This window comes from Enterobacter cloacae complex sp. SHL021 (genome assembly GCF_049237765.1).
Classification (GTDB): Bacteria; Pseudomonadota; Gammaproteobacteria; order Enterobacterales; family Enterobacteriaceae; genus Enterobacter; species Enterobacter cloacae.
In genome coordinates, this window is record NZ_JBMKJG010000009.1 from 21,765 (window position 1) to 40,945 (window position 19,181).

Here is a 19,181-nt window from a genome sequence, read left to right on the forward strand (position 1 = left end):
GGTTGTAATGAAAGATGTCTCACAGCGTGAAGCGTTCGCGTTCAGCGCCCGGGTACTGGGCGCATTGTTTTATTATTCACCCGACAGCGAGCACGTTGCGCCGCTGGTCAACGCCCTGACCGCTGGCGACTGGGTTACGGACTGGCCGCTGCCGCAGGCGGCGCTGCAGCCCATCGCCGACACCTTTACGGTATCTGCCGATGAGCCCGTCACCGACGCCTGGCAACGGCTGTTTATTGGCCCCTATGCGCTGCCCGCACCGCCGTGGGGTTCCGTATGGCTGGATCGTGAATCCGTGCTGTTTGGGGATTCAACCCTCGCACTGCGTCAGTGGATGCGGGAAAACCAGATTGCCTTTGAGATGCAGCAGAACGAACCGGAAGATCATTTTGGTACGTTGCTGCTGCTGGCCGCGTGGCTCACTGAGAACGGACGCGAGACGGAACGCGACCAGCTTCTGGCGTGGCACCTGCTGCCGTGGAGCACCCGTTTTCTCTCCGTGTTTGTTGAAAACGCCGGGCACCCGTTCTATACCGCACTGGGAAAACTCGCGCAGCTGACGCTTGCGGACTGGCAATCTACCTTACTGATCCCGGTCGCAGAAAAACCGCTCTACCGTTAACCGCGCTGGCTTGCTCACGGATGCTGAGCAAGCCAGGCTCGCCAGCCACCGAATCGCGTAATCTCCTGTGCTCCCTCTAATCCTGCCTCCTCGCAGATAAACCCGGTCAGCCAGCGCCCGTCCTGGAGTTCGATTTTTCCCAGGCCCAGCGGTGCAGGGATCCCGGCCAGAAACGATCCCACTTCGCTGTGCGGAAGTGCCCAAACTTCGACGGCTATTGCGGAACCCTGTTCTGTTGCCCGCACCATGCCTGGCCGTTTGCCGTCTGCCAGGGCAAAGAGCCGATAATGCGGGGCGCTGGTGGTGGCTTCTACATACGTCGCCCCGCGCTGGCGCAGTTGATGATTCAGCGCCAGCCCGTCCAGGTGCGCGCCGCACACCACCAGATACATCCGGTCATCGGTTGCGGTCGAAACAGGTGCATCCCCTTGCATCTCGCGCCCGCCGGGCAGGGTTAACATTTGGTGACGTTGTAACGCATCGGCCAGGCTGAGCAGATACTGGTCGGTAAACGCGCGGCCAAATAGCGTTATGCCGGAAGGCAAGCCGTTGGCCATAAACCCTGCCGGGACCGCCACGGCAGCGTAATCAAGCAGGTTCATAAAGTTGGTGTAAAGCCCAAGCTCAGAGTTGCGTTTGACCGGTTCCTCCGCCAGCTCGGCCAGACTCACCGGGCGCGGATAAGTGGGGGTTAACACGCACTCAACCCCCGTAAGTATGGCATCGCACTCGCTTTTATAGGCCTGAAGCTGGTACTGCGCTTCAAACGCCGCTACCGCACTCATGGCAGGCGCTTTTTGCAGCACATTGCGGATCACCGGCAGCACCGCGTCCGGCTGTTGCTCAATCAACGCGCCCGCCACGTGGTAGCGCTCGGCCACCCACGGGCCGTCATAGAGCAGTTTTGCTGCCGCCAGGAACGGCGAAAAGTCGATGGTCACCGGCACGCCGCCAAGGGCGATCAGCCTCTCCTTTGCGGTGTGATACAGCGCCTCGCTCTCTGCGCAGCCGAGAAACTCCAGCGTGTCCGGCACGCCAAAGCGAAAACCGGCTGCCGGTACGCCAAATGCCTGCGCTCCGTTCCAGGGCGGGTTAGCACGGCTGTAGTCATCGTGCGCGTCTTTCGTCGCCGTCAGCGCCAGCAGTTGGCTGGCCTCCGCTGCCGTGCTGGTGAAGAACGTTACGCAGTCCAGCGTGCGGCAGGCGGGCACCACGCCCGCTGTCGAGATCAGCCCTTTGGTCGCCTTCAGCCCGACCAGATTATTGAGAGAGGCCGGAACGCGCCCGCTCCCGGCGGTATCGGTGCCCAGGGCAAAGCTCGCCAGCCCCAGCGCCACAGCCAGCGACGAGCCCGCGCTTGAGCCACCGGACGGATACTCCGGATGCACACTGTTGCGACACGCACCAAATGGTGAGCGCGTGCCGTTTAAGCCGGTCGCGAACTGGTCGAGATTGGTTTTCCCCAGCGGGACCGCCCCCAGCGCGATCAGCTGCGACACTATCGTCGCATCCTGCTCTGCCCGGTACGCAAAGGCCGGACAGGCGGCGGTGGTCTCAATACCCGCCAGATCGATATTGTCCTTAATGGCAAACGGCACGCCATAGAGCGGCAACGATGCCGGATCCACGCCGTCCAGCGCGGCCAGATACGGCTCCAGCTCGTCGGGCATGAGAAGATAAATAAAGGCGTTAAATTCCGGGTTCAGCGCCAGCGCGCGCTCGCGCAGGGCAAGGATAACCGCGCGAGGACGGAGCTGACCGGAACGGTATGCCTGCGCCAGAACATCAAGGCGTAAATCAAAAAGGTGCTTCATGCTGTTTTCTCCAGGACCACCACACACTGACCCGCGCGCACCGATGAACCCGGCTGCACGCGCACCTGGCTGACCACCCCGTCCTGGGTTGCGACCAGCGGGATTTCCATCTTCATGGACTCCAGCACCACCAGCACATCGCCTTCGCGCACGGTGTTGCCAACTTCAACGTTTACCTGCCACAGGTTGCCCGACACCGGGCTGTCAATCCCGGCCTGTCCGGGTGCCAGCGGCGCGTCTTCGCCATCCGTTACCAGCACCTCGCTGCTGTCAAAATGGGCCTGACCGTTGGCGGTCCAGCGCTCACGCTCGGCGTCAAACGCGGCCTGCTGATGCGCGCGGAATGCCTCAATCTCCGGCGCATCGTCGGCCAGGAATTGCTGATACTCCGCCAGCTTCAGCGTGGTGTGTTCGATGCGCAGCGGATAACGCCCCAGCGGGAAATCCCGGCGGATGGTGAGCAACTCTTCGGCAGAGACCGGATAAAAGCGGATCTGGTCGAAGAAGCGCAGCAGCCAGGGCTTGCCGCCAAAATCCTCCACGGCGTGATAGCGATTCCACATCTGCAGCGTGCGTCCGACAAACTGATACCCACCCGGCCCCTCCATGCCGTAGACGCAAAGGTAGGCCCCGCCAATACCCACCGAGTTTTCCGCCGTCCAGGTGCGTGCCGGGTTGTATTTGGTGGTCACCAGACGATGACGCGGATCGAGCGGTGTCGCGACCGGCGCGCCCAGGTAGACATCTCCCAGCCCCATCACCAGATAGCGGGCGTCGAACACCGTTTTATAGACCTCATCGATATTCGCCAGATCGTTGATACGACGGATAAACTCCAGGTTGCTCGGACACCATGGCGCATCCCGGCGCACGGTGGTCATGTATTTATCGATAGCCTTCTGGCACGCGGGATCGTCCCAGGAGAGCGGCAGCCAGACCACGCGCGACGGCACGTCCAGCGACGCCTGCCCGCATACGTCCTGCCATAGCCCGGCCACCGTCTCCAGCAGCGCTTCCAGACTCAGCGTTTCCGGCTGATAGTGAATCTGCAGGGAGCGGATCCCCGGCGTGAGGTCGATAATCCCCGTCAGGGCGCGCGTTTCCAGCGCCTGCATCAGCGCGTGGGCACGAAAACGCAACACCAGATCCAGTTCGGGGTCGCCTATCTCCAGCAGCAGATGGGTATCGCCGGATAACCTCGCCACCAGCCGTTTATCGTCCTCCCCCACCTCCAGCACCACCGGCGAGCTCAGCCCGACAGGTTGCCACGGCATGACCTGCGGCGTCAGGCTGGCGATTTGCGCTGCCTGCCCCTGCGCCAGCCGTCGGGCAGTGGAAACGTCCACCGGCATAAAGCGCACTTTATCGCCCGCTTTCAGCTGGCCAACCGCGTGTAGATCCGCCTCGATGACGGTGACCGGGCAGACAAATCCCCCCAGACTTGGGCCGTCGGGGCCGAGGATCACCGGCATATCGCCGGTGAAATCCACCGCGCCAATGGCGTACGGGTTGTCGTGGATGTTCGACGGGTGCAGCCCCGCTTCGCCGCCGCTGTCGCGTACCCATTCCGGTTTCGGGCCGATCAGACGCACGCCCGTCCGGCTGGAGTTAAAATGTACCTCCCACTCGGTGGCAAAAAAGGTCGCCATATAGCCCGGCGTAAAATACTCCGGCGCACCATGCGGACCGTAAATCACCCGCAGCTCACGCACCCCATCCAGGCTGGTGCGCAGGGCCTGCGGCAGCTCCCCGTCCGCGACAGGTTCGGTCAATGGGGACAGATGCAGCACGTCACCTGTGCGCAGTGCCCGTCCGGCGTGACCGCCAAACTGCCCGAGGGTGAAGGTGCTTTTGCTGCCCAGATAATCCGGCACCTCAAACCCGCCGCGCAGGCAGAGATAGCTGCGCACGCCGTCACCCTGAATATCGCCCATACGCAGCGTGCTTCCCGCCCGGACGCGGAAAACGCGGTTGTTTGCCAGCGGCACGCCGTCCAGCGTCAGCGCGATGGCTGCGCCGGTCACCGCCAGCTGCGCGTCGCAGTTGAATTTCAGCGTCGGGCCGCTGAGGGTGATCTCCAGCGCGGCGGCCCCCTCCTCATTGCCCAGCAGACGGTTGCCGAGACGCAGCGCCAGGCTGTCCATCGGCCCGGAGGGCGGCACCCCGACGGCCCAGTAGCCCGTCCGCCCCGGATAATCCTGCACCGTGGTTTGCGTCCCGGCGCTGAGCACCTCAAGGGTGAAGGCCTGATAGTCCAGCGTCTCTAAACAGCGGGTCCACGGCTCGCCGAGGGCGAACGGCGGGAAGGTTAAAATCTGCTGCAAATAGCTGCGGTTGGTTTCCACGCCGTAGAGACGCGTCTCTCCCAGCGCGGTGTGCAGGACGCGGATCGCCGCCTCGCGCGTGGGCTGCCAGGCGATGATTTTGGCCAGCATCGGGTCAAAAAACGGCGGTACGTCGCAGCCGGACTCCACCCAGCTGTCGATGCGCAATGTGCGACGGTCGTTTTCCGGGAACACCACTTCGGTGAGTAGCCCTGGCGACGGCTGGAACTGACGGCCCGGATCTTCGGCGTAGACCCGCGCCTGAATGGCGTGTCCTTGTGGTTGCAGGCTGGCGCGCAGCTCCGCCAGCGGCGGCAGCGTTCCGGCCGCCAGGTCAATCATCCAGCGAACCAGGTCAACACCCCACACCTGCTCGGTGACGCCGTGCTCTACCTGCAGACGGGTGTTCACTTCAAGGAAGTAAAAGCGGGCCGCGTCGCTGTCGTAGACAAACTCCACGGTACCCGCGCTGCGGTAGTTGACCGCCTGGCCGAGTTTTATCGCCGCCTCGCACAGCGCGGCCTCCATGCCGTCCGGCAGGTTGGGCGCGGGCGTCTCTTCCAGCACCTTCTGGTTACGCCGCTGTACCGAGCAGTCGCGCACGCCGAGGGCAATCACCTCGCCTTTACCGTCACCAAACAGCTGGACTTCCAGGTGACGCGCCCGCTCAATGTATTTTTCGATAAACACGCCCGCGTCGCTAAAGTTATTCTTGCCCAGGCGCACCACGGCATCGAAGGCGTCGCGCAGCTCTTCCACGTGGTAACAGACGCGCATGCCGATCCCGCCGCCACCCGCGGTGCTTTTCAGCATTATCGGGTAACCCACTGCCGCCGCAGCGTGAACGGCCTCATCGACGTTAGCCAGCAGCCCGGTGCCTTCGAGCATCGGCACGCCGTGCGCTTTCGCCAGCGCGCGGGCGGTATGTTTCAGGCCAAACAGGCGCAATTGTTCCGGCGTGGGGCCGACAAACGCAATGCCTGCGGCTTCGCAGGCTTCGGCAAATGCGGCGTTTTCCGACAGAAAACCGTAGCCCGGATGAATGGCCTGCGCACCGCTGGCTCTGGCGGCCGCGATGATCTTTTCGCTCACCAGATAGGTGTTCGCCGCCGGGCCTTCGCCCAGGCTCAACGCCTCATCCGCTTCCCGGATATGCAGGCTGCTGAGATCGGCTTCGGAATAGACCGCCACGCCGCGGATCTTCATGGCGCGCAGGGTGCGCAGAATGCGGCAGGCAATCGCCCCGCGATTTGCAATCAGGAGTGTCGTCAACATAGGTCAGACTCAATCGTGGCGGGTCGTCCCGCCGAAGATCGGCTCACCCATGGTCGTCCATGGGGAAAAAGCGGTTACGGCAGAATGCGTCCGGCGCGGACTGCAAACAGGCGATAAATGGCCTGGCGCAGGCGCTGCCAGCGGGTGGGTGTCAGTTCCATACCAGCACCTCCGCTGGCGTTGGATTCCAGCCGTTGCACGGGTTGTTAAGCTGCGGACAGTTGGAGATCAGCACGATGACGTTGCACTCGGCGCGCAGCTCGACATATTTCCCCGGCGCGGAGATACCGTCCTCAAAGGTCAGCCCGCCCTGCGGAGTCACCGGCACGTTCATGAAGAAGTTAATATTGGCGGCAATATCGCGCTTTTGCAGGCGGCCATCGTGCAGGCAGGCGCAGAGAAAGTTATCCCGGCAGCTGTGCATATGGCGTTTATCGAGAGCATAACGCACGGTGTTGCTCTCCTGCGCGCAGGCGCCGCCGAGGGTATCGTGACGCCCGCAGGTATCTGCCACGATGGTCAGCAGCGGGTTACCGAGGTTGGAGTACAGCACGCTGCCGTGGGTGAGATAAGCGTTGTTCTGGCGGCGCAGCGTGCGCTGTGCGTCGTAGCGCTCACGCGGGTTGTCCGCATTGTAAAACAGCGTGTCCACCGCCTGGTTGCCCTCCAGGTCGAGCAGGCGTAGCGTCTGGCCTTTCTTCACTTCAAACAGATACGGTTCCCCCGCCGGGATAACGTGGCGGAAGCTGGCATGCTGGGGATGTTTTTCGCTGGCAACGGTCATACACGGCTCCTTACAGGGCGAAACGTTGAGTGTTAGTGATGGCGCGTTCGTTTTCCGGGCGCGTCAGGAGGGCATTAATCGCCCCCTCTTCATCCTCCGCCTGCCGCCAGCTCAGCTGTACCGGGCGCGGGGCGTACTCCCGGGAGGGATCCATCGGGTGCGGTAGCGCGGTCATGACAATCAGCGTGTCCATCGGCGCGAACAGCTCAACGTAGCTGCCCGGCTGCGAATGTCCGCTGTGGAAGCGGAACTGGCCGTTGTCCTCCACGGTGACCTTGCTGAAGAAATTGACCACCATCAGCAGATCTTCCAGGTTGAGATCCCACTTGCCCATCTCCACCAGCAGGTTGTCCGTACCGTTACGGTAGAAACCGTTGCGCAGCTCCTGATAACGCCCCTGACCGTATTTTTCCGCCACTTCGGCGGCATTCAGCACGCCGCCAAACGGGTCGTGCCAGCCGCAGGTGTCGGTGGTAATGCCCGCCAGCACGCGGCCCATGTCGGAGTAAAAGCAGTGTCCGGCGGTGAGGCGCGCGGTGTGCTGGCCTTTCAGCGTGTCGGGCAGGTTCAGCCGCTCGCTTTTCTCGTGCGGGTTGAGCATCAGCAGGCTGACGTTGGCACCGCCTTGCGTATCTGTCATGCGCAGGATCTGCCCGCGCTTCAGGACAAACGAGAGGTGTCCCCCGCCGGGAAGCGTCTCTTCACGTAAAATCGTCATGGTATTCACTGTTACCCCCTTAGGGCATAAACGTTGTCGGGCGTGGTTCCGCTCAGGGCGGAGAGCCGCGTCTCGTTGAGCGGAATGTCGTAGGTAATGCGCGCGCCGTAGGCATTCGGTGCCTGCGGGTCGAGGCGCACTTTGTCAAACACCAGCAGCCGGGTGCCGAGGTTGAAGCCTTCAGACAGATCGTGGGTGACCATAAAGACGGTCATGCGGGTTTCGCCCCACAGTTGCAGCAACAGGGCGTGCATGTCTTTTCTAATCCCCGGATCCAGCGCGCCAAACGGCTCATCGAGCAGCAGCACGCGCGGCTGCATGATGAATGCCTGAGCAATGGCCAGGCGCTGCTGCATGCCGCCAGAGAGCTGGGCGGGATATTTATCCAGCGCGTGCCCGAGGCCGACTTTTTCCAGCATCTCCGCCGACCGTTCACGCACGGCGCGCTTTTTGCCCCCAAACAGCCGCCCGAACAGCGGCGATTGCGGCAGTTCAAGACCGATGGCGACGTTATCCAGCACGCTGAGGTGCGGGAAAACGGAGTAGCGCTGAAACACCACCCCGCGGCTGCTGTCTGGCTCGGCGCGCAGCGGTTTGCCATCGAGGGTGATCACTCCCCGGCTGGGCGCTTCCTGACCAAGCAGCAGACGCAGGAAGGTGGATTTTCCGCAGCCGGACGCTCCCACCATTGAGCAGAACTCGCCCTCTTTCACCTGCAGGTTCAGGCGTTCCAGCACCACATGGTCGCCGTACTCCTGCCAGATATTGTTGATGGTGATAAAGCTCATGCCTTCCCTCCTTCCGCCCAGGGAAAACAGGTTTTGTGCAACTGACGCAGGGCGAGATCCATCAGCCACGCCAGCAGGGTGATCCACAGGACGTACGGGATAATCACATCCATCGCCATGTAGCGCCGTACGAGGAAAATGCGGTATCCCAGCCCTGCGGTAGAGGAGATAGCCTCCGCCGAGATAAGAAACAGCCATGCCGACCCGAGCAGCAGGCGCAGCGAGGTCAGCAGCCTGGAGAGCAGCTGCGGAAGCACCACGCGCAGCACCAGCGTCCAGCTACTGGCCCCCAGCGTCTGGGCTTTGATGAGGATCTCCGGTGGGATTTCACAGGCGCGATGCTCCAGATCGCGCGCCAGCATCGGGGTGATGCCGATGACAATCAGCATCACCTTCGACAGCTCATCCAGCCCGAAAACGATAAACAGCACCGGGAGTATTGCCAGCGGCGGGATCATCGACAGCACCGTCATCAGCGGCGAGAGCGATGCACGCCACAGCGGAAACACGCCCGAGGTAACGCCAATGCACAGGCCGATCAGTGAGGCGATCGCCAGCCCCGCCAGCAGACGCGCGAGGCTCACCAGGGTATCGACCCAGAACAGGTATTCACCGCTGCGTTTATCCGGGGTCAACGCCATCCGGGATAGCGCGTCCAGCATTTGCTGCAGGCCGGGCAGCAGCTTGTCCTGCGGGTTGGCCTCCAGCCTGACCGCCGAGCCAAAAAAGTAGGCGGCCAGCAGCAGGACAAAAGGCAGCATCACGAGCATCAGCCGCATGCCGGGAGTGGGATGGCGATTAATTTGTCGCATGGAGACTCCGTCCGTTATCACAGCGTGCCGGCAGCGGCCATTTTCACGAAGCTGTCGTCAAAGCGCAGTTTCACGTTGCTGGCATCGCCCACCGTGACATTGCCCGGGAAGCGCATACCGATAAAATCGGCGCTCTGCGCGCCCTCGCCCAGCAGCCCTTTGTCGAAGGAGAACGACGCCACGCGCTGCATGGTTTTCGCCAGATCCGGCGACGTGACAAACGCCATGTTGTCCTGCGGGGTATAGAACAGATGGGTGGTTTTGAGCTGCGCCTGATACCCGGCGAGATCGGTCCCGGAGGCGGCGGCCATGGCATTCAGCGCGCCGGCATCCTGCGCTTTCATCAGCCCCATCATCTCGTACCATGCGCCGGTGAGTGCTTTGCCCAGCGCCGGGTTGTCTTTCAGGGTTTCGGTGTTGACCACCATCATGTCGATAAGCTCACCCGGTACCTGCGAGGAGCTGAACACTTCGGTGGTGTTTGGCGTGCCTTTGATGACGGAAAGCTGCGGGTTCCACGCCACCGCAGCCTGCACACTGGCGGTCCCGAACGCAGAGACGATATCTGCGTCCGAGGTATTCACCACGGTGACGTCTTTCTCTGCGAGCCCGGCTTTTTCCAGACCGCGCACCAGCAGATAGTGGGACACGGAGAGCTCAGGCAGGTAGACCTTCATCCCTTTCAGATCTTTCAGGGTTTTGCCCTTACCTTTCATCACTACTCCGTCGTTGCCTTCCGAGTAGCTACCGAGGATCAGCGCCGTGGTGTCTACCCCGCCCGCGGCTGGTATGGTCAGCGCATCCATATTGGTCATGGTGCAGCCGTCAAACTGCCCTGCTGTGTACTGGTTGATGGATTCGATATAGTCGTTGAGCTGCACAACGTTGATTTTGATGCCGTATTTGCTGGCCCATTTATCGATGATTTTGCTACTGCTGATGGTGCCCCAGGGCATCCACCCGGCGTAGATGGTCCAGCAGACGTTGAACTCTTTTTTCACAGCGGCGAACGTGGGGAGACTGACCAGCATTGCCAGCGACAGTACAAGAGAGCGGAGTAATGGCGTTTTTTTCATGCTTGACCTCTGAGTGGCACAAAATTAAGGGGCAGCGCGACACCGTCTGGTGCTGCTGTCTCCCGGGCTTTTGTCCCGCCGTGTAACCTCTCAGAGGTCGCCAGCTCTTGGACCAGCCATTCACCGTGGTGAACCGGAACCCTAGCCAGCTATTGTTCAAATTGTGGTGTGCTGCCCTTTCACGGTTAATTAAGCAAGGGGTGTGCCAGGATGGTTTTGCTTCGTTTTTTAGTAGGTTGGCGATTGCTGTGAGTTGGGTTTCACTGTTTTGGGGAGCGGTTTGGGGGATGTGCACTGCGGTGGGGCGTTTTGGGGCGGCGATTTGAATTGCCGGATAAATTAATGCATTAATGATATTTCTGCGTGGACGAAGGAAAAACGATGGAGATGGACGACTGGTGGTTTGGCTGGAAGGGTTTCACTCCCGAACGCCCCTGTCCTGGCAAAGTTGTGTTGATGGTTGGCGCGGGGATCTCCATTGATTCCCCTTCACGGCTCCCAGGAGGATACGAACTCACGGAAGCCCTGCTTGACCACTTGCTTGACAGCAACGCGGCTGACGAAATTAAAACGGTATTTGGTCAATGTGAGCAGTGGATGGGGCGACGCCTGCCACGTCTGGAGCATGTTCTTGATAAAGCGTTTGAACCTTCAACCATTGAAGGCGTCGAGCGTAGCGGTGCCGCCCGGGAACTGCTGCGTATCTTTTCCCAACGCCCCCCAAATGCGAATCATCATCTGATTGCCGATTACCTGATTAAGCACCGTGGCTGGTGTATCACCACTAATTTTGATGACTGTATCGAGCAGGCTGGTTGTCATCAGATCCCTGTGCATGTGATTGACCCCGCGACCAAAACCCTGGACATCCTGCACCGGGAATACGGTGAAGACTGGGGTATCATCAAAGTGCACGGCACAATTGAACACGGCTGTACAGGACTTGGCGCAACACTTGCCGACCTGGAGCACGGGCTACCCGAAGCCTTCAAAATACGCCTCGAACAGGTAACAAATCAGGCCGATTTAATGGTTGTCGCAGGCTACAGTGGTACCGACCATTTCGACATTAATCACTGGATCCGCGATCGCTGGAATGGGAAGCGCTCGACGCGATTAGTCTGGATTGACCACCGCCCCAGCGTTGAAGAAGAGTTCTGGCGACTCAAAGAACATGAAAATCGCGAGCCGAGAGTCTACTGGCAATACGCTTTCGGCGGTATGAAGATTCAGCACGGACCCACGTTAGCATTACTGTCATCCCTGCTGGGGACCCCTCGTAAAACGGTTAAAGATACCGAAGAGAATGGCGACTGGTGGCGTACGGCCCTGGCAGATTATTACTCCCCTACCAAGAAAGAAAAGTACCTTACCGGCACTCGTCTGGCCAGCTCTATCGGTCTTGGCCAACTAGCCGAGGAACAGCTCCGTTATTTGAAACGCCAACTGGAAGACGACGATATGTTGGTGCCTTTCGAAGCAGAGATTTACTACTCCCGTGGGTTTATTGCCGGGGCGTTATGGTTACAAAACTATCTAAAATCATCGCACGAAAAAAACAGAAAAGTGAACAGCACCGCCCTGATCCGAGCTGAAGGAAAACCTGTAAAAGCGCTTCTGTTTTATTTTGTGCGCTGGTTAAAAAGCTCACGCAGACTCTCACTTGATGAGCAAATAGACGCGTTTGCCTGTCTACTTGATATCCACGAGCGGAGGCAACAATGGCGACTCTGGCAAAGTAAACCGTTTCGACGTCTGGGCGAAAAGGGATGTAGCGTATTCCGGCGGTATTTCATGAAGCTTGAGAACAATAAATTGCCGCTGTATCTGCATGGAAGGATGCAAATGCAGTCCATTCGCCTGGGCACGCTGTTTTACGATGAAGAGGCTTTTTCCTTTGGCGATGTCTGGAATTTACTCTACCGCGAGAATAGTCCACCGAGTTTTTTTACCCCGTACGGCCCTGCAATCCCAGGTTTCTATCTGATTGAACGCAGCACTGCGCGTGAAGAAGACCGCATTGCCGACCTGGTGCTGGCGAATATTAATTACGTCAATACCCTCCTTTCCGCTCTGCGGCGTCGCTGGCCTAAGGGTAGCGAAAGTGTATTTAAGGAAAGACAGCGAAGAGATGGATATGTTGATTCAGGAGACTATGCGGTGACGTATATCGTGCAACTGTTAAACGACAGCTCACAGATGGTTAGTGCTTTGAATGCACCGCATTTACACATCCTGATTGCCAGAGCCTGGATCAGGGCGGACAGTATTTTAGGCGGTATCGAATACTGGAAACAGCAGCGGCTTTATCTCGGCAGTCCGCGTTCGCTAACGACATAAAGAGGCGGTATTACACCTGACCTCTTTTGCTGCAAAGCGGACAGAGGGTGCCCAGCCCCCCATCACTCAAGGATGTTGCAACGTTAAAATTGATAGCTGTAATTGACACTCGCAAACCACAGGTGCGGATCGTCATAGCTTCCTTTTAGGTATTCTGGCGACTGGACGCGGGAAGACTGCATGTGTAAGTACGATAAGGCGAACCCAATATTGCTTTGCGGTGTTATTTGATACTGCGCACCGGTCGCAAAACGCCACTCATCGCCGGTAGGTAATGAAAGCGCAACATCATTTTGTGACTCATAGACCGTACTGTCGAACGCCACCCCGGCATTGATTCGCCACTGTTCTGTTGGACGATATTGCAACCCAAACGCGGCATGCCAGGAGTCTTTGAGGCGATTTTTATGAGCGGTTTGCTGTCCGGCAACCGTAATCTGTGGACTCCCAAATTGACTCCAGTCCTGCCATCCAAGGTCACCCATTATTGACCACGTGTGGGATATATCATGCACCAGGCTAAACATGATTTGTTGAGGCGCCCTGACCTGCGCAGAAATTGGGAGATCATATTCCACGTTGGGTAAATTCGGGAAACGGGCTTTCGCATTAATATTAAAATCATAGTCCGCTTTACTGTTCCAGGTGATACCCGCACGCGTTTGATCGGTAAGCGCCATTAATAACCCCAGACGGTAGCTCATTACCCAGTCATGATCTTTCTCTTTTACGTCGGTATCGTCGACATTACGCGTTAGCGAAAGGAATCCATAATTTAGGTTAACGGATCCCCCCACAGAAACACGGTCACTGAGCTTATAAGCCAGGGACGGACTTAATGTCATTGCAACCATTGTACTTTTTTTAATAAGGCGATCGCCGGCCCAGTTACCAAAATCAATTCCCAGACCATAATTGCCATATAAACCTACACCGGCATATAGTCTGTCATTGACTTTTTGCGAATAAAAGGCGCTTGCATTGGGGAATAAATTCATCACATTACCAGGACTTTTGCGACCAGACGCATTATCCAGGTCATAGGAAATATCACCATCCATGGCCTGTAAACCCCCTGTAAACATATGATCGGGAAGCCGCGTCATGCCCGCCGGGTTGGTCACGATTGTGGACGCGTCCTGAGCACGTGCAGCCTGGCCCGCACCGGCAAGCGCGGCATCTTCGGTTCCAATCTCATAGAAATAGAGTGCGCTGGCCTGCGTTGCGGGTGAAAGAAACGTTATCAGATAAAACAACGCCGTTTTTCTCATATGCTATTTTCCTGTTATCGAATGATAATTTTACTTCCGCGTTTTTTTCCATCACCCTGCTACCGTCAGGCTGTATTACCCTTTTTAACGACGTGGTATATACATTAAATACACAGCAACGTTCCGCACTCTCATTATTTTTCAGGCAGACGCAATCCTGTTGAGCATAGACCAGCCTTCCCGTTCCGCAATGTCGTATAACGTTACCCTGCCTGAAGAAAAAAAGAAAACCCGATCGTTGCGTAAATTTATTATTAAACAACTCTTAAGGTTACATTTTTGAAAAGTTAACTATTCTTAAATGGCATTTGACATGTATCAGTGCCAGACGAGGATGTGCTTAAGCGTTTCAAAGGCATATGCCGCTGGTTTCTTCTGCTCACTCAATCAGGAAACGCTTATGAAGGTTCATGTGATAGCTTCTGCAGTTTTGCTGGCATTGACTTTTTCCCACCACGCTGTTGCTGCCGATGCCCCGCTCTCCCCATTGATGAAACAACTGAATAACGGCAACTGGCTGGCTCAGGACGAGGCACAATCGCTCAGCGATGAACTGTATTATCAGGACGCTATCCAGGCCTACATTCAAACCCTGCCCCTTCTGAACACCATTGGGCTACGTGACGGTTCTGAAGCGGCGTTTGGTAAAGGCTATAACGTTCTCCCTATCTGGAAAGAGCGCATGGATAGCCGGGCGGTGGTTCCAACGCCAAACGGGGATGTCATCTATTCGATGAGTTACCTTGATCTGAAAGAAACGGGCCCATTGGTGATTAAAGCCCCGGCGAACGTCATCGGTATGTTTACCGATTTCTTCCAGAAAACCATTACCGATGTGGGTGCCATCGGTCCGGATCGGGCTCGCGGTGGGCTGTATCTGTTATTACCCCCTGATTATGAGGGCCCTGTGCCGCAGGGTTATTACGCCTTTAAATCATCGACTTACAATGTGTTTCTCTTCTTCAGAACCATCATGGGCAAAGGCGACGGTAAACCTGACCCCATCCCGGCGGTTAAAAATGCCGAAACGACGCGCATTTATCCCCTCTGGGATGTTGAGAAAGACGTGAAGCCGATGCAGTTCCCGGATGCCAGCGGTAAACGCGTCAATATGATGTATCCAACCGATGCCAGTTATTGGCAAAAGCTGAAAGCCTTCGTGGATTATGAGCCGTTAACAGCGATCCCTGAGGAAACGCGTAGCGCGTTGTTAAGCATCGGGATTGTTAAAGGAAAGCCATTCGCCCCAACGGCGAAGCAGCAGGAAATGCTCAACAAAGCGGTTACGACTGCGCCGCGAATGATACTGGCACGCCGACAAGTGGGGCGTGAAGATCAGCGTCAGCTCTACTACAAAGACCGCCAGTGGGAGAACTCCTGGGCGGGGGCAACCGCAGAGTGGATGCAGTACGGAACGCTGGATGCCAACCAGCGTGCGGCATTCTTCCAGATCGCCTATTCCAGCGCCGCAGCTATGGTCATGCATACGACCGGCGCCGGTTCAAAATATCCCTATGCGGTTAAAGATAATACCGGCAAGTTCCTTGATGGAAGCAACACCTATAAGTTGCATTTACCACCGAATCCACCCGCTGCGCTGTTCTGGGCGGTCACCGCCTACAATATTACCGACGGTACCATGCCTGAAACGGACCAGTTATTACCTTCTACAAACGGCTACTACAACATCCCGAAAAACAGCGACGGTTCCATTGATCTCTGGTTCGGCCCGAACAAGCCGGATGGCGTAGACGATGCCGCTTTTATCAAAACCGTGCCTAATCGTAATTTCCTTGTGGCGTTGCGTCTCTACGGCACAGAAGACGGTTTTTACGATCAAACCTGGGTACCAGACGATCTGGTTCAGACAAACAAATAAGGACCTTACGATGAGTAAATTAAAAACACTGGCACTTTTTACTGCCCTGGCCCTGAGTGCCAACGTTTTTGCCGAGAGCGCACCACTCACTATTCAGCATCCCACGCGTTTCGATCAGCTTAATCAACCCTCTTTAGACGTGCAGATGCCAGAAGCCTACGTGAAGGCAATAGCGCAGCAGGCTTATATCTGGGGCTGGCCGATGGTCAATCAGTTCAACCGACGCGAGACAATTACGAAGGCGCCTGAACCCGCACTGAATGGCGGTATGGTGCCGGTTGCACCAATGGGGCAGCTCAGTATGCTGACGGATTACATCAAGCCTGAAGAAACCTTCGTAACCTGTCCGAATCAGGACGTGGCTTACGGTCTGGGCTTCTTTGAGTTGGATAAAGAACCGGTTGTGCTACAGGTGCCAGACTTTGGCGACCGCTTCTGGGTTTACGCCATTTATGATGCACGAACCGATCAAATTGGTAACGTCGGTAAGCCCTATGGCACTAAACCTGGCTTTTATTTGTTAGTCGGACCTGACTGGAAAGGCGAAACGCCGAAAGGCATTAACGGCATCATCCGCTCTTCAACGGAAATGGCAAACGTGATACCGCGTATCCAGATGGATGACACGGCCGAAGACAGAGCGGCGATTCAGGCACCGATCAAAGAGGTCATGACTTATCCGTTAAGCCAGTTTGACGGCAAAATGAAAACCTACGACTATTCGAAATTACCGTCTATCGGTGAAAAAGCCGACCCCAACGCAGGTGAAACGAAGTGGGTTATACCCGAAAAGTTCTTCGATCAGCTTGAGAATGTGTTGAATAAAGTGCCACCGTTACCGGGTGAAGAAGCCATGTATGCCCAATACCGTCACCTTGTCGAAATGGGTAAGAAAAACCCTGAAATCCGCAAGTGGATGGATGAAACAGCAGTCGAGACGGATAAAACGGTTATCGCCGAGTTTTTCAAATGGAAACATAACGGTGTACCGGCGGGTAATGGCTGGAACCGCTCAAAAAATAACGCTGAATTTGGGGTCGATTATTACAACCGGACCGGCACTTCAAAATCGAATATGTTCGATAATAAGCCGAACGAAACGCAATATTTCTACACGGATAATGACGCTGCCGGTGCCCAGCTCTCTGGTGCACATAACTACACCGTCACCTTCCCGAAAGGTCAGCTTCCGCCGGTGAAAGGCTTCTGGTCTTTAACCCTCTATAACAGTAAACACCTTTTCAGCCCTAACGAACTGAATCGCTACTCGCTGGGGACAAAAAATAAAAATCTGAAATTTAATGATGACGGCTCCCTGACGCTGTATGTGAGCAAAACCCGGCCTTCAGAGGATAAACTCAATAACTGGTTACCTGCACCAGACGGTACATTCTCACTGTACATTCGAGCGTACTGGGGCGAACAAGCCATTCTGGATGGCACCTGGCAACCGCCTAAAATTGAAACCACGAATTGATCGCAATGACATCTACAAAGGGGCTCATCGGAGCCCCTTTATCCTTTCTTTAAGCGGCTAATGACCTTTTGCTGTACACAACGAGCAACCATACGTGGCATCTTCAGGCTGCGCCGCGGAGAATTGTGGTTTTTTGTGGCTTAGCTGAGTTTAATGGCAAAGATTCCGGATAACGATGGTTCGTTTCAGATAGACAGAAACCGTTTTGGCTGGAATGCGTGAATGTTGATCAGTATGATTGCGAGCAGCATCGCCAGTTAAGATTTGCTGAGAGGACAATATGGATGTTACTGAAGAGGCTTTGTTGAGTTCTGGCTTTACGCGATCTGACTTGCAGAAGATTAAGAACAACGTTGAAAGCTATGGTGGAACATTGGGGGAAGCAATTCAGGATCTGGCTAATCGATTCAGGGTTGTTTTATGGATAACATCATCTTGCCTATTGGTTTTTATCATTCTTGTGTTGTTTTCATCGAAAGAAAATATAATTAGCGGTGGAATATCAATACTCATCACTGTCTTCATCGTTACATTTATTCAGCCGCCAGTCTTGTCTTACAAATCCTGGCGATTCTGGAGAAAACATAAAGATTAATGGTTCGATGCTTCAGTGCAAAGCAGGTTGAAAATAATTTTCGTCTTGAGGCGAAAAATCATATCCACCTTTCGCCCTGGTATTTGCTCTCCTGCTCACTAAATTCAAAAAGTGAAAGGAGAGTGTCCTGACACTATAAGAATTTATGATGGATTTCTGTATTATAATTTGGTGAGATCCCCCATGTCCCATAAAGAAGAATTGCCAGGAACTTGGTCAAAAATAAAGCCAAACTTCTGCTGAGCCCAAACTAAAAATAGCCCTTCAGACTGTCCGCACTCTGGGCAGTGAAGCGTATCTGTACGATGCTCGGCGGGAAACCATGAAAAAATTGTAAAATGCAGACTACACTTCATACATTTGACTTTTTTTTCCACATATTTGGCAGTTGTTTTTACGAGCTTTTGGACATGCGCAAGACCAGCATCTGTTATGTTTGATTGTCCTCCATCAAGGCTCATAAAACCAGCATGCGCAAGTTCAAATAATTCTTCAGGGTATTGTTTTGCGTTCTTCGAATTAAAGAAAAAATTCTGCCTATTAATCGTAATAAAAAAACCTCCGCCAGTTCGTTCTATGAATGCCGGGCTCTCTTCACATGCTACCGCCAATAAAATTTCCGTTGCACGATCAGAAAGATCCTTGCTCTTACCCTCAGCTTTCAACGTTTCAATGATTACAGCCGATAGTGCATGCATTTCTTCTCCAGTCATCTGAGGCTGTAAAGGTAGCTTCCCTTTTTCCACCATATCGTACACAGCATCACGATGCCCTTTTAATTCTTCCCTGCTAAATCCTTTAGTCATCTGCATTTTTGTGTGAATAGATGAGTGACATAAAATACATATTGGCATTAAATTATCCTCATCGTTAGAACCACCTTCGCTTTGCTCGACAATATGGTGTATTTGAATCTGCAATGGTGAAAATCTTCTGCAAATGCAGCAATGTCTAGCTGATTTAACAAGTATTTTGGCAGCAATGCTATCAGGAATTGACATTCTTACTCCGGTTCTACATTTTCAAACTTAAATTGCTTAATAGATCAGCCTATTCAGGCCGTGACTCAATCCATACCTTATTTAAATTATGCGAAAATGTCTCTTAGCGCTACAAAAATAGCATCAGTTCTCTATAAACATGGACATACGACTACATTACTATTGCGTACACATCCTTTAACCCCTCTTGTGTAGTGGCCAACTGTGTTGCTTACCGCGTTTTACTGGTAGAAATGTACATGGAGTGGACATTATGGGCATTGCAATACATTAAGTGTTGGGGAGTCTTATAATCTAGCTTTAAAAATGTTTATGCTCAACTCCAGTGAGACATAGTTTTCGTGGAGCGTCTGAGTTCCTCTATTTCGTAAACTTTAAGTAGCTTATGTCTGCGCCTCGCTCATA

Annotated in this window: 14 protein-coding genes and 1 riboswitch; of the genes, 5 read left to right on the forward strand and 9 right to left on the reverse strand. The window is 55.3% G+C overall.

The genetic code is table 11. The annotated features are described in order from the left end of the window. Positions 1-7 precede the first annotated feature (7 nt). The gene (gene dmsD, locus ACOTZF_RS10850) at positions 8-622 is read left to right on the forward strand and encodes a Tat proofreading chaperone DmsD (protein WP_045295916.1); all 615 of its coding nucleotides are present in this window, start codon (positions 8-10) and stop codon (positions 620-622) included. Between the two features lie 14 nt (positions 623-636). On the opposite strand, the gene atzF is transcribed toward dmsD, so the two are convergent. The 7 genes from atzF to ACOTZF_RS10885 form a co-directional block, all read right to left on the reverse strand. Further along, positions 637-2,436, reverse strand: a complete 1,800-nt coding sequence (gene atzF / locus ACOTZF_RS10855) for an allophanate hydrolase (protein WP_129318206.1) — start codon at positions 2,434-2,436, stop codon at positions 637-639. Next, the gene (gene uca / locus ACOTZF_RS10860) at positions 2,433-6,035 is read right to left on the reverse strand and encodes an urea carboxylase (RefSeq protein WP_310824009.1); all 3,603 of its coding nucleotides are present in this window, start codon (positions 6,033-6,035) and stop codon (positions 2,433-2,435) included. The genes atzF and uca overlap by 4 nt, the downstream gene beginning before the upstream one ends. A gap of 151 nt (positions 6,036-6,186) precedes the next feature. Continuing rightward, a complete protein-coding gene (locus tag ACOTZF_RS10865) occupies positions 6,187-6,819 on the reverse strand; it encodes an urea amidolyase associated protein UAAP2 (protein ID WP_013096803.1) in 633 nt (210 codons plus the stop codon). 10 nt (positions 6,820-6,829) lie between these two features. Then, positions 6,830-7,537, reverse strand: coding sequence for an urea amidolyase associated protein UAAP1 (locus ACOTZF_RS10870; protein ID WP_129251869.1), 708 nt, complete (start codon positions 7,535-7,537; stop codon positions 6,830-6,832). Between the two features lie 11 nt (positions 7,538-7,548). Next, entirely contained in the window at positions 7,549-8,325 is a 777-nt protein-coding gene (locus tag ACOTZF_RS10875; RefSeq protein WP_013096805.1) for an ABC transporter ATP-binding protein, read from the reverse strand. Next, positions 8,322-9,137, reverse strand: coding sequence for an ABC transporter permease (locus ACOTZF_RS10880; protein WP_013096806.1), 816 nt, complete (start codon positions 9,135-9,137; stop codon positions 8,322-8,324). The genes ACOTZF_RS10875 and ACOTZF_RS10880 overlap by 4 nt, the downstream gene beginning before the upstream one ends. Before the next feature lie 17 nt (positions 9,138-9,154). Further along, on the reverse strand, positions 9,155-10,213 hold the full coding sequence (locus ACOTZF_RS10885; protein ID WP_095453058.1) for a putative urea ABC transporter substrate-binding protein: 1,059 nt from the start codon (positions 10,211-10,213) through the stop codon (positions 9,155-9,157). Positions 10,214-10,270: 57 nt separating this feature from the next. Continuing rightward, a riboswitch (guanidine-I (ykkC/yxkD leader) is annotated at positions 10,271-10,369 on the reverse strand. 225 nt (positions 10,370-10,594) lie between these two features. Between ACOTZF_RS10885 and ACOTZF_RS10890 the strand changes: the two genes are divergently transcribed. Then, positions 10,595-12,553, forward strand: a complete 1,959-nt coding sequence (locus ACOTZF_RS10890) for an SIR2 family protein (protein ID WP_129251622.1) — start codon at positions 10,595-10,597, stop codon at positions 12,551-12,553. Between the two features lie 83 nt (positions 12,554-12,636). Here the strand turns inward: ACOTZF_RS10890 and ACOTZF_RS10895 are convergent, their stop codons facing one another. After that, the gene (locus ACOTZF_RS10895; RefSeq protein WP_129317861.1) at positions 12,637-13,824 is read right to left on the reverse strand and encodes an OmpP1/FadL family transporter; all 1,188 of its coding nucleotides are present in this window, start codon (positions 13,822-13,824) and stop codon (positions 12,637-12,639) included. Positions 13,825-14,224: 400 nt separating this feature from the next. Here ACOTZF_RS10895 and ACOTZF_RS10900 point away from each other — a divergent pair, with 400 nt between their 5' ends. The 3 genes from ACOTZF_RS10900 (at position 14,225) to ACOTZF_RS10910 (ending at position 17,775) form a co-directional block, all read left to right on the forward strand. Next, positions 14,225-15,703 carry a DUF1254 domain-containing protein gene (locus ACOTZF_RS10900; protein WP_108453773.1) on the forward strand — a complete coding sequence of 493 codons (1,479 nt, stop codon included), beginning with the start codon at positions 14,225-14,227 and terminating at the stop codon, positions 15,701-15,703. A 10-nt stretch (positions 15,704-15,713) separates the two neighbouring features. Continuing rightward, positions 15,714-17,180, forward strand: coding sequence for a DUF1254 domain-containing protein (locus ACOTZF_RS10905; RefSeq protein ID WP_058684427.1), 1,467 nt, complete (start codon positions 15,714-15,716; stop codon positions 17,178-17,180). A 280-nt stretch (positions 17,181-17,460) separates the two neighbouring features. Continuing rightward, positions 17,461-17,775, forward strand: coding sequence for a hypothetical protein (locus ACOTZF_RS10910; RefSeq protein WP_129251621.1), 315 nt, complete (start codon positions 17,461-17,463; stop codon positions 17,773-17,775). A 161-nt stretch (positions 17,776-17,936) separates the two neighbouring features. On the opposite strand, the gene ACOTZF_RS10915 is transcribed toward ACOTZF_RS10910, so the two are convergent. Next, a complete protein-coding gene (locus tag ACOTZF_RS10915; RefSeq protein ID WP_129251620.1) occupies positions 17,937-18,776 on the reverse strand; it encodes an HNH endonuclease in 840 nt (279 codons plus the stop codon). Positions 18,777-19,181 lie beyond the last annotated feature (405 nt).

What these genes read in the sequence shown, in the direction of transcription:
- dmsD (WP_045295916.1), top strand. Translation starts at nt 8, where the DNA reads ATGAAAGATGTCTCACAGCGTGAAGCGTTCGCGTTCAGCGCCCGGGTA.
- atzF (WP_129318206.1), bottom strand. Translation starts at nt 2,436, where the DNA reads ATGAAGCACCTTTTTGATTTACGCCTTGATGTTCTGGCGCAGGCATAC.
- uca (WP_310824009.1), bottom strand. Translation starts at nt 6,035, where the DNA reads ATGTTGACGACACTCCTGATTGCAAATCGCGGGGCGATTGCCTGCCGC.
- ACOTZF_RS10865 (WP_013096803.1), bottom strand. Translation starts at nt 6,819, where the DNA reads ATGACCGTTGCCAGCGAAAAACATCCCCAGCATGCCAGCTTCCGCCAC.
- ACOTZF_RS10870 (WP_129251869.1), bottom strand. Translation starts at nt 7,537, where the DNA reads ATGACGATTTTACGTGAAGAGACGCTTCCCGGCGGGGGACACCTCTCG.
- ACOTZF_RS10875 (WP_013096805.1), bottom strand. Translation starts at nt 8,325, where the DNA reads ATGAGCTTTATCACCATCAACAATATCTGGCAGGAGTACGGCGACCAT.
- ACOTZF_RS10880 (WP_013096806.1), bottom strand. Translation starts at nt 9,137, where the DNA reads ATGCGACAAATTAATCGCCATCCCACTCCCGGCATGCGGCTGATGCTC.
- ACOTZF_RS10885 (WP_095453058.1), bottom strand. Translation starts at nt 10,213, where the DNA reads ATGAAAAAAACGCCATTACTCCGCTCTCTTGTACTGTCGCTGGCAATG.
- ACOTZF_RS10890 (WP_129251622.1), top strand. Translation starts at nt 10,595, where the DNA reads ATGGAGATGGACGACTGGTGGTTTGGCTGGAAGGGTTTCACTCCCGAA.
- ACOTZF_RS10895 (WP_129317861.1), bottom strand. Translation starts at nt 13,824, where the DNA reads ATGAGAAAAACGGCGTTGTTTTATCTGATAACGTTTCTTTCACCCGCA.
- ACOTZF_RS10900 (WP_108453773.1), top strand. Translation starts at nt 14,225, where the DNA reads ATGAAGGTTCATGTGATAGCTTCTGCAGTTTTGCTGGCATTGACTTTT.
- ACOTZF_RS10905 (WP_058684427.1), top strand. Translation starts at nt 15,714, where the DNA reads ATGAGTAAATTAAAAACACTGGCACTTTTTACTGCCCTGGCCCTGAGT.
- ACOTZF_RS10910 (WP_129251621.1), top strand. Translation starts at nt 17,461, where the DNA reads ATGGATGTTACTGAAGAGGCTTTGTTGAGTTCTGGCTTTACGCGATCT.
- ACOTZF_RS10915 (WP_129251620.1), bottom strand. Translation starts at nt 18,776, where the DNA reads ATGTCAATTCCTGATAGCATTGCTGCCAAAATACTTGTTAAATCAGCT.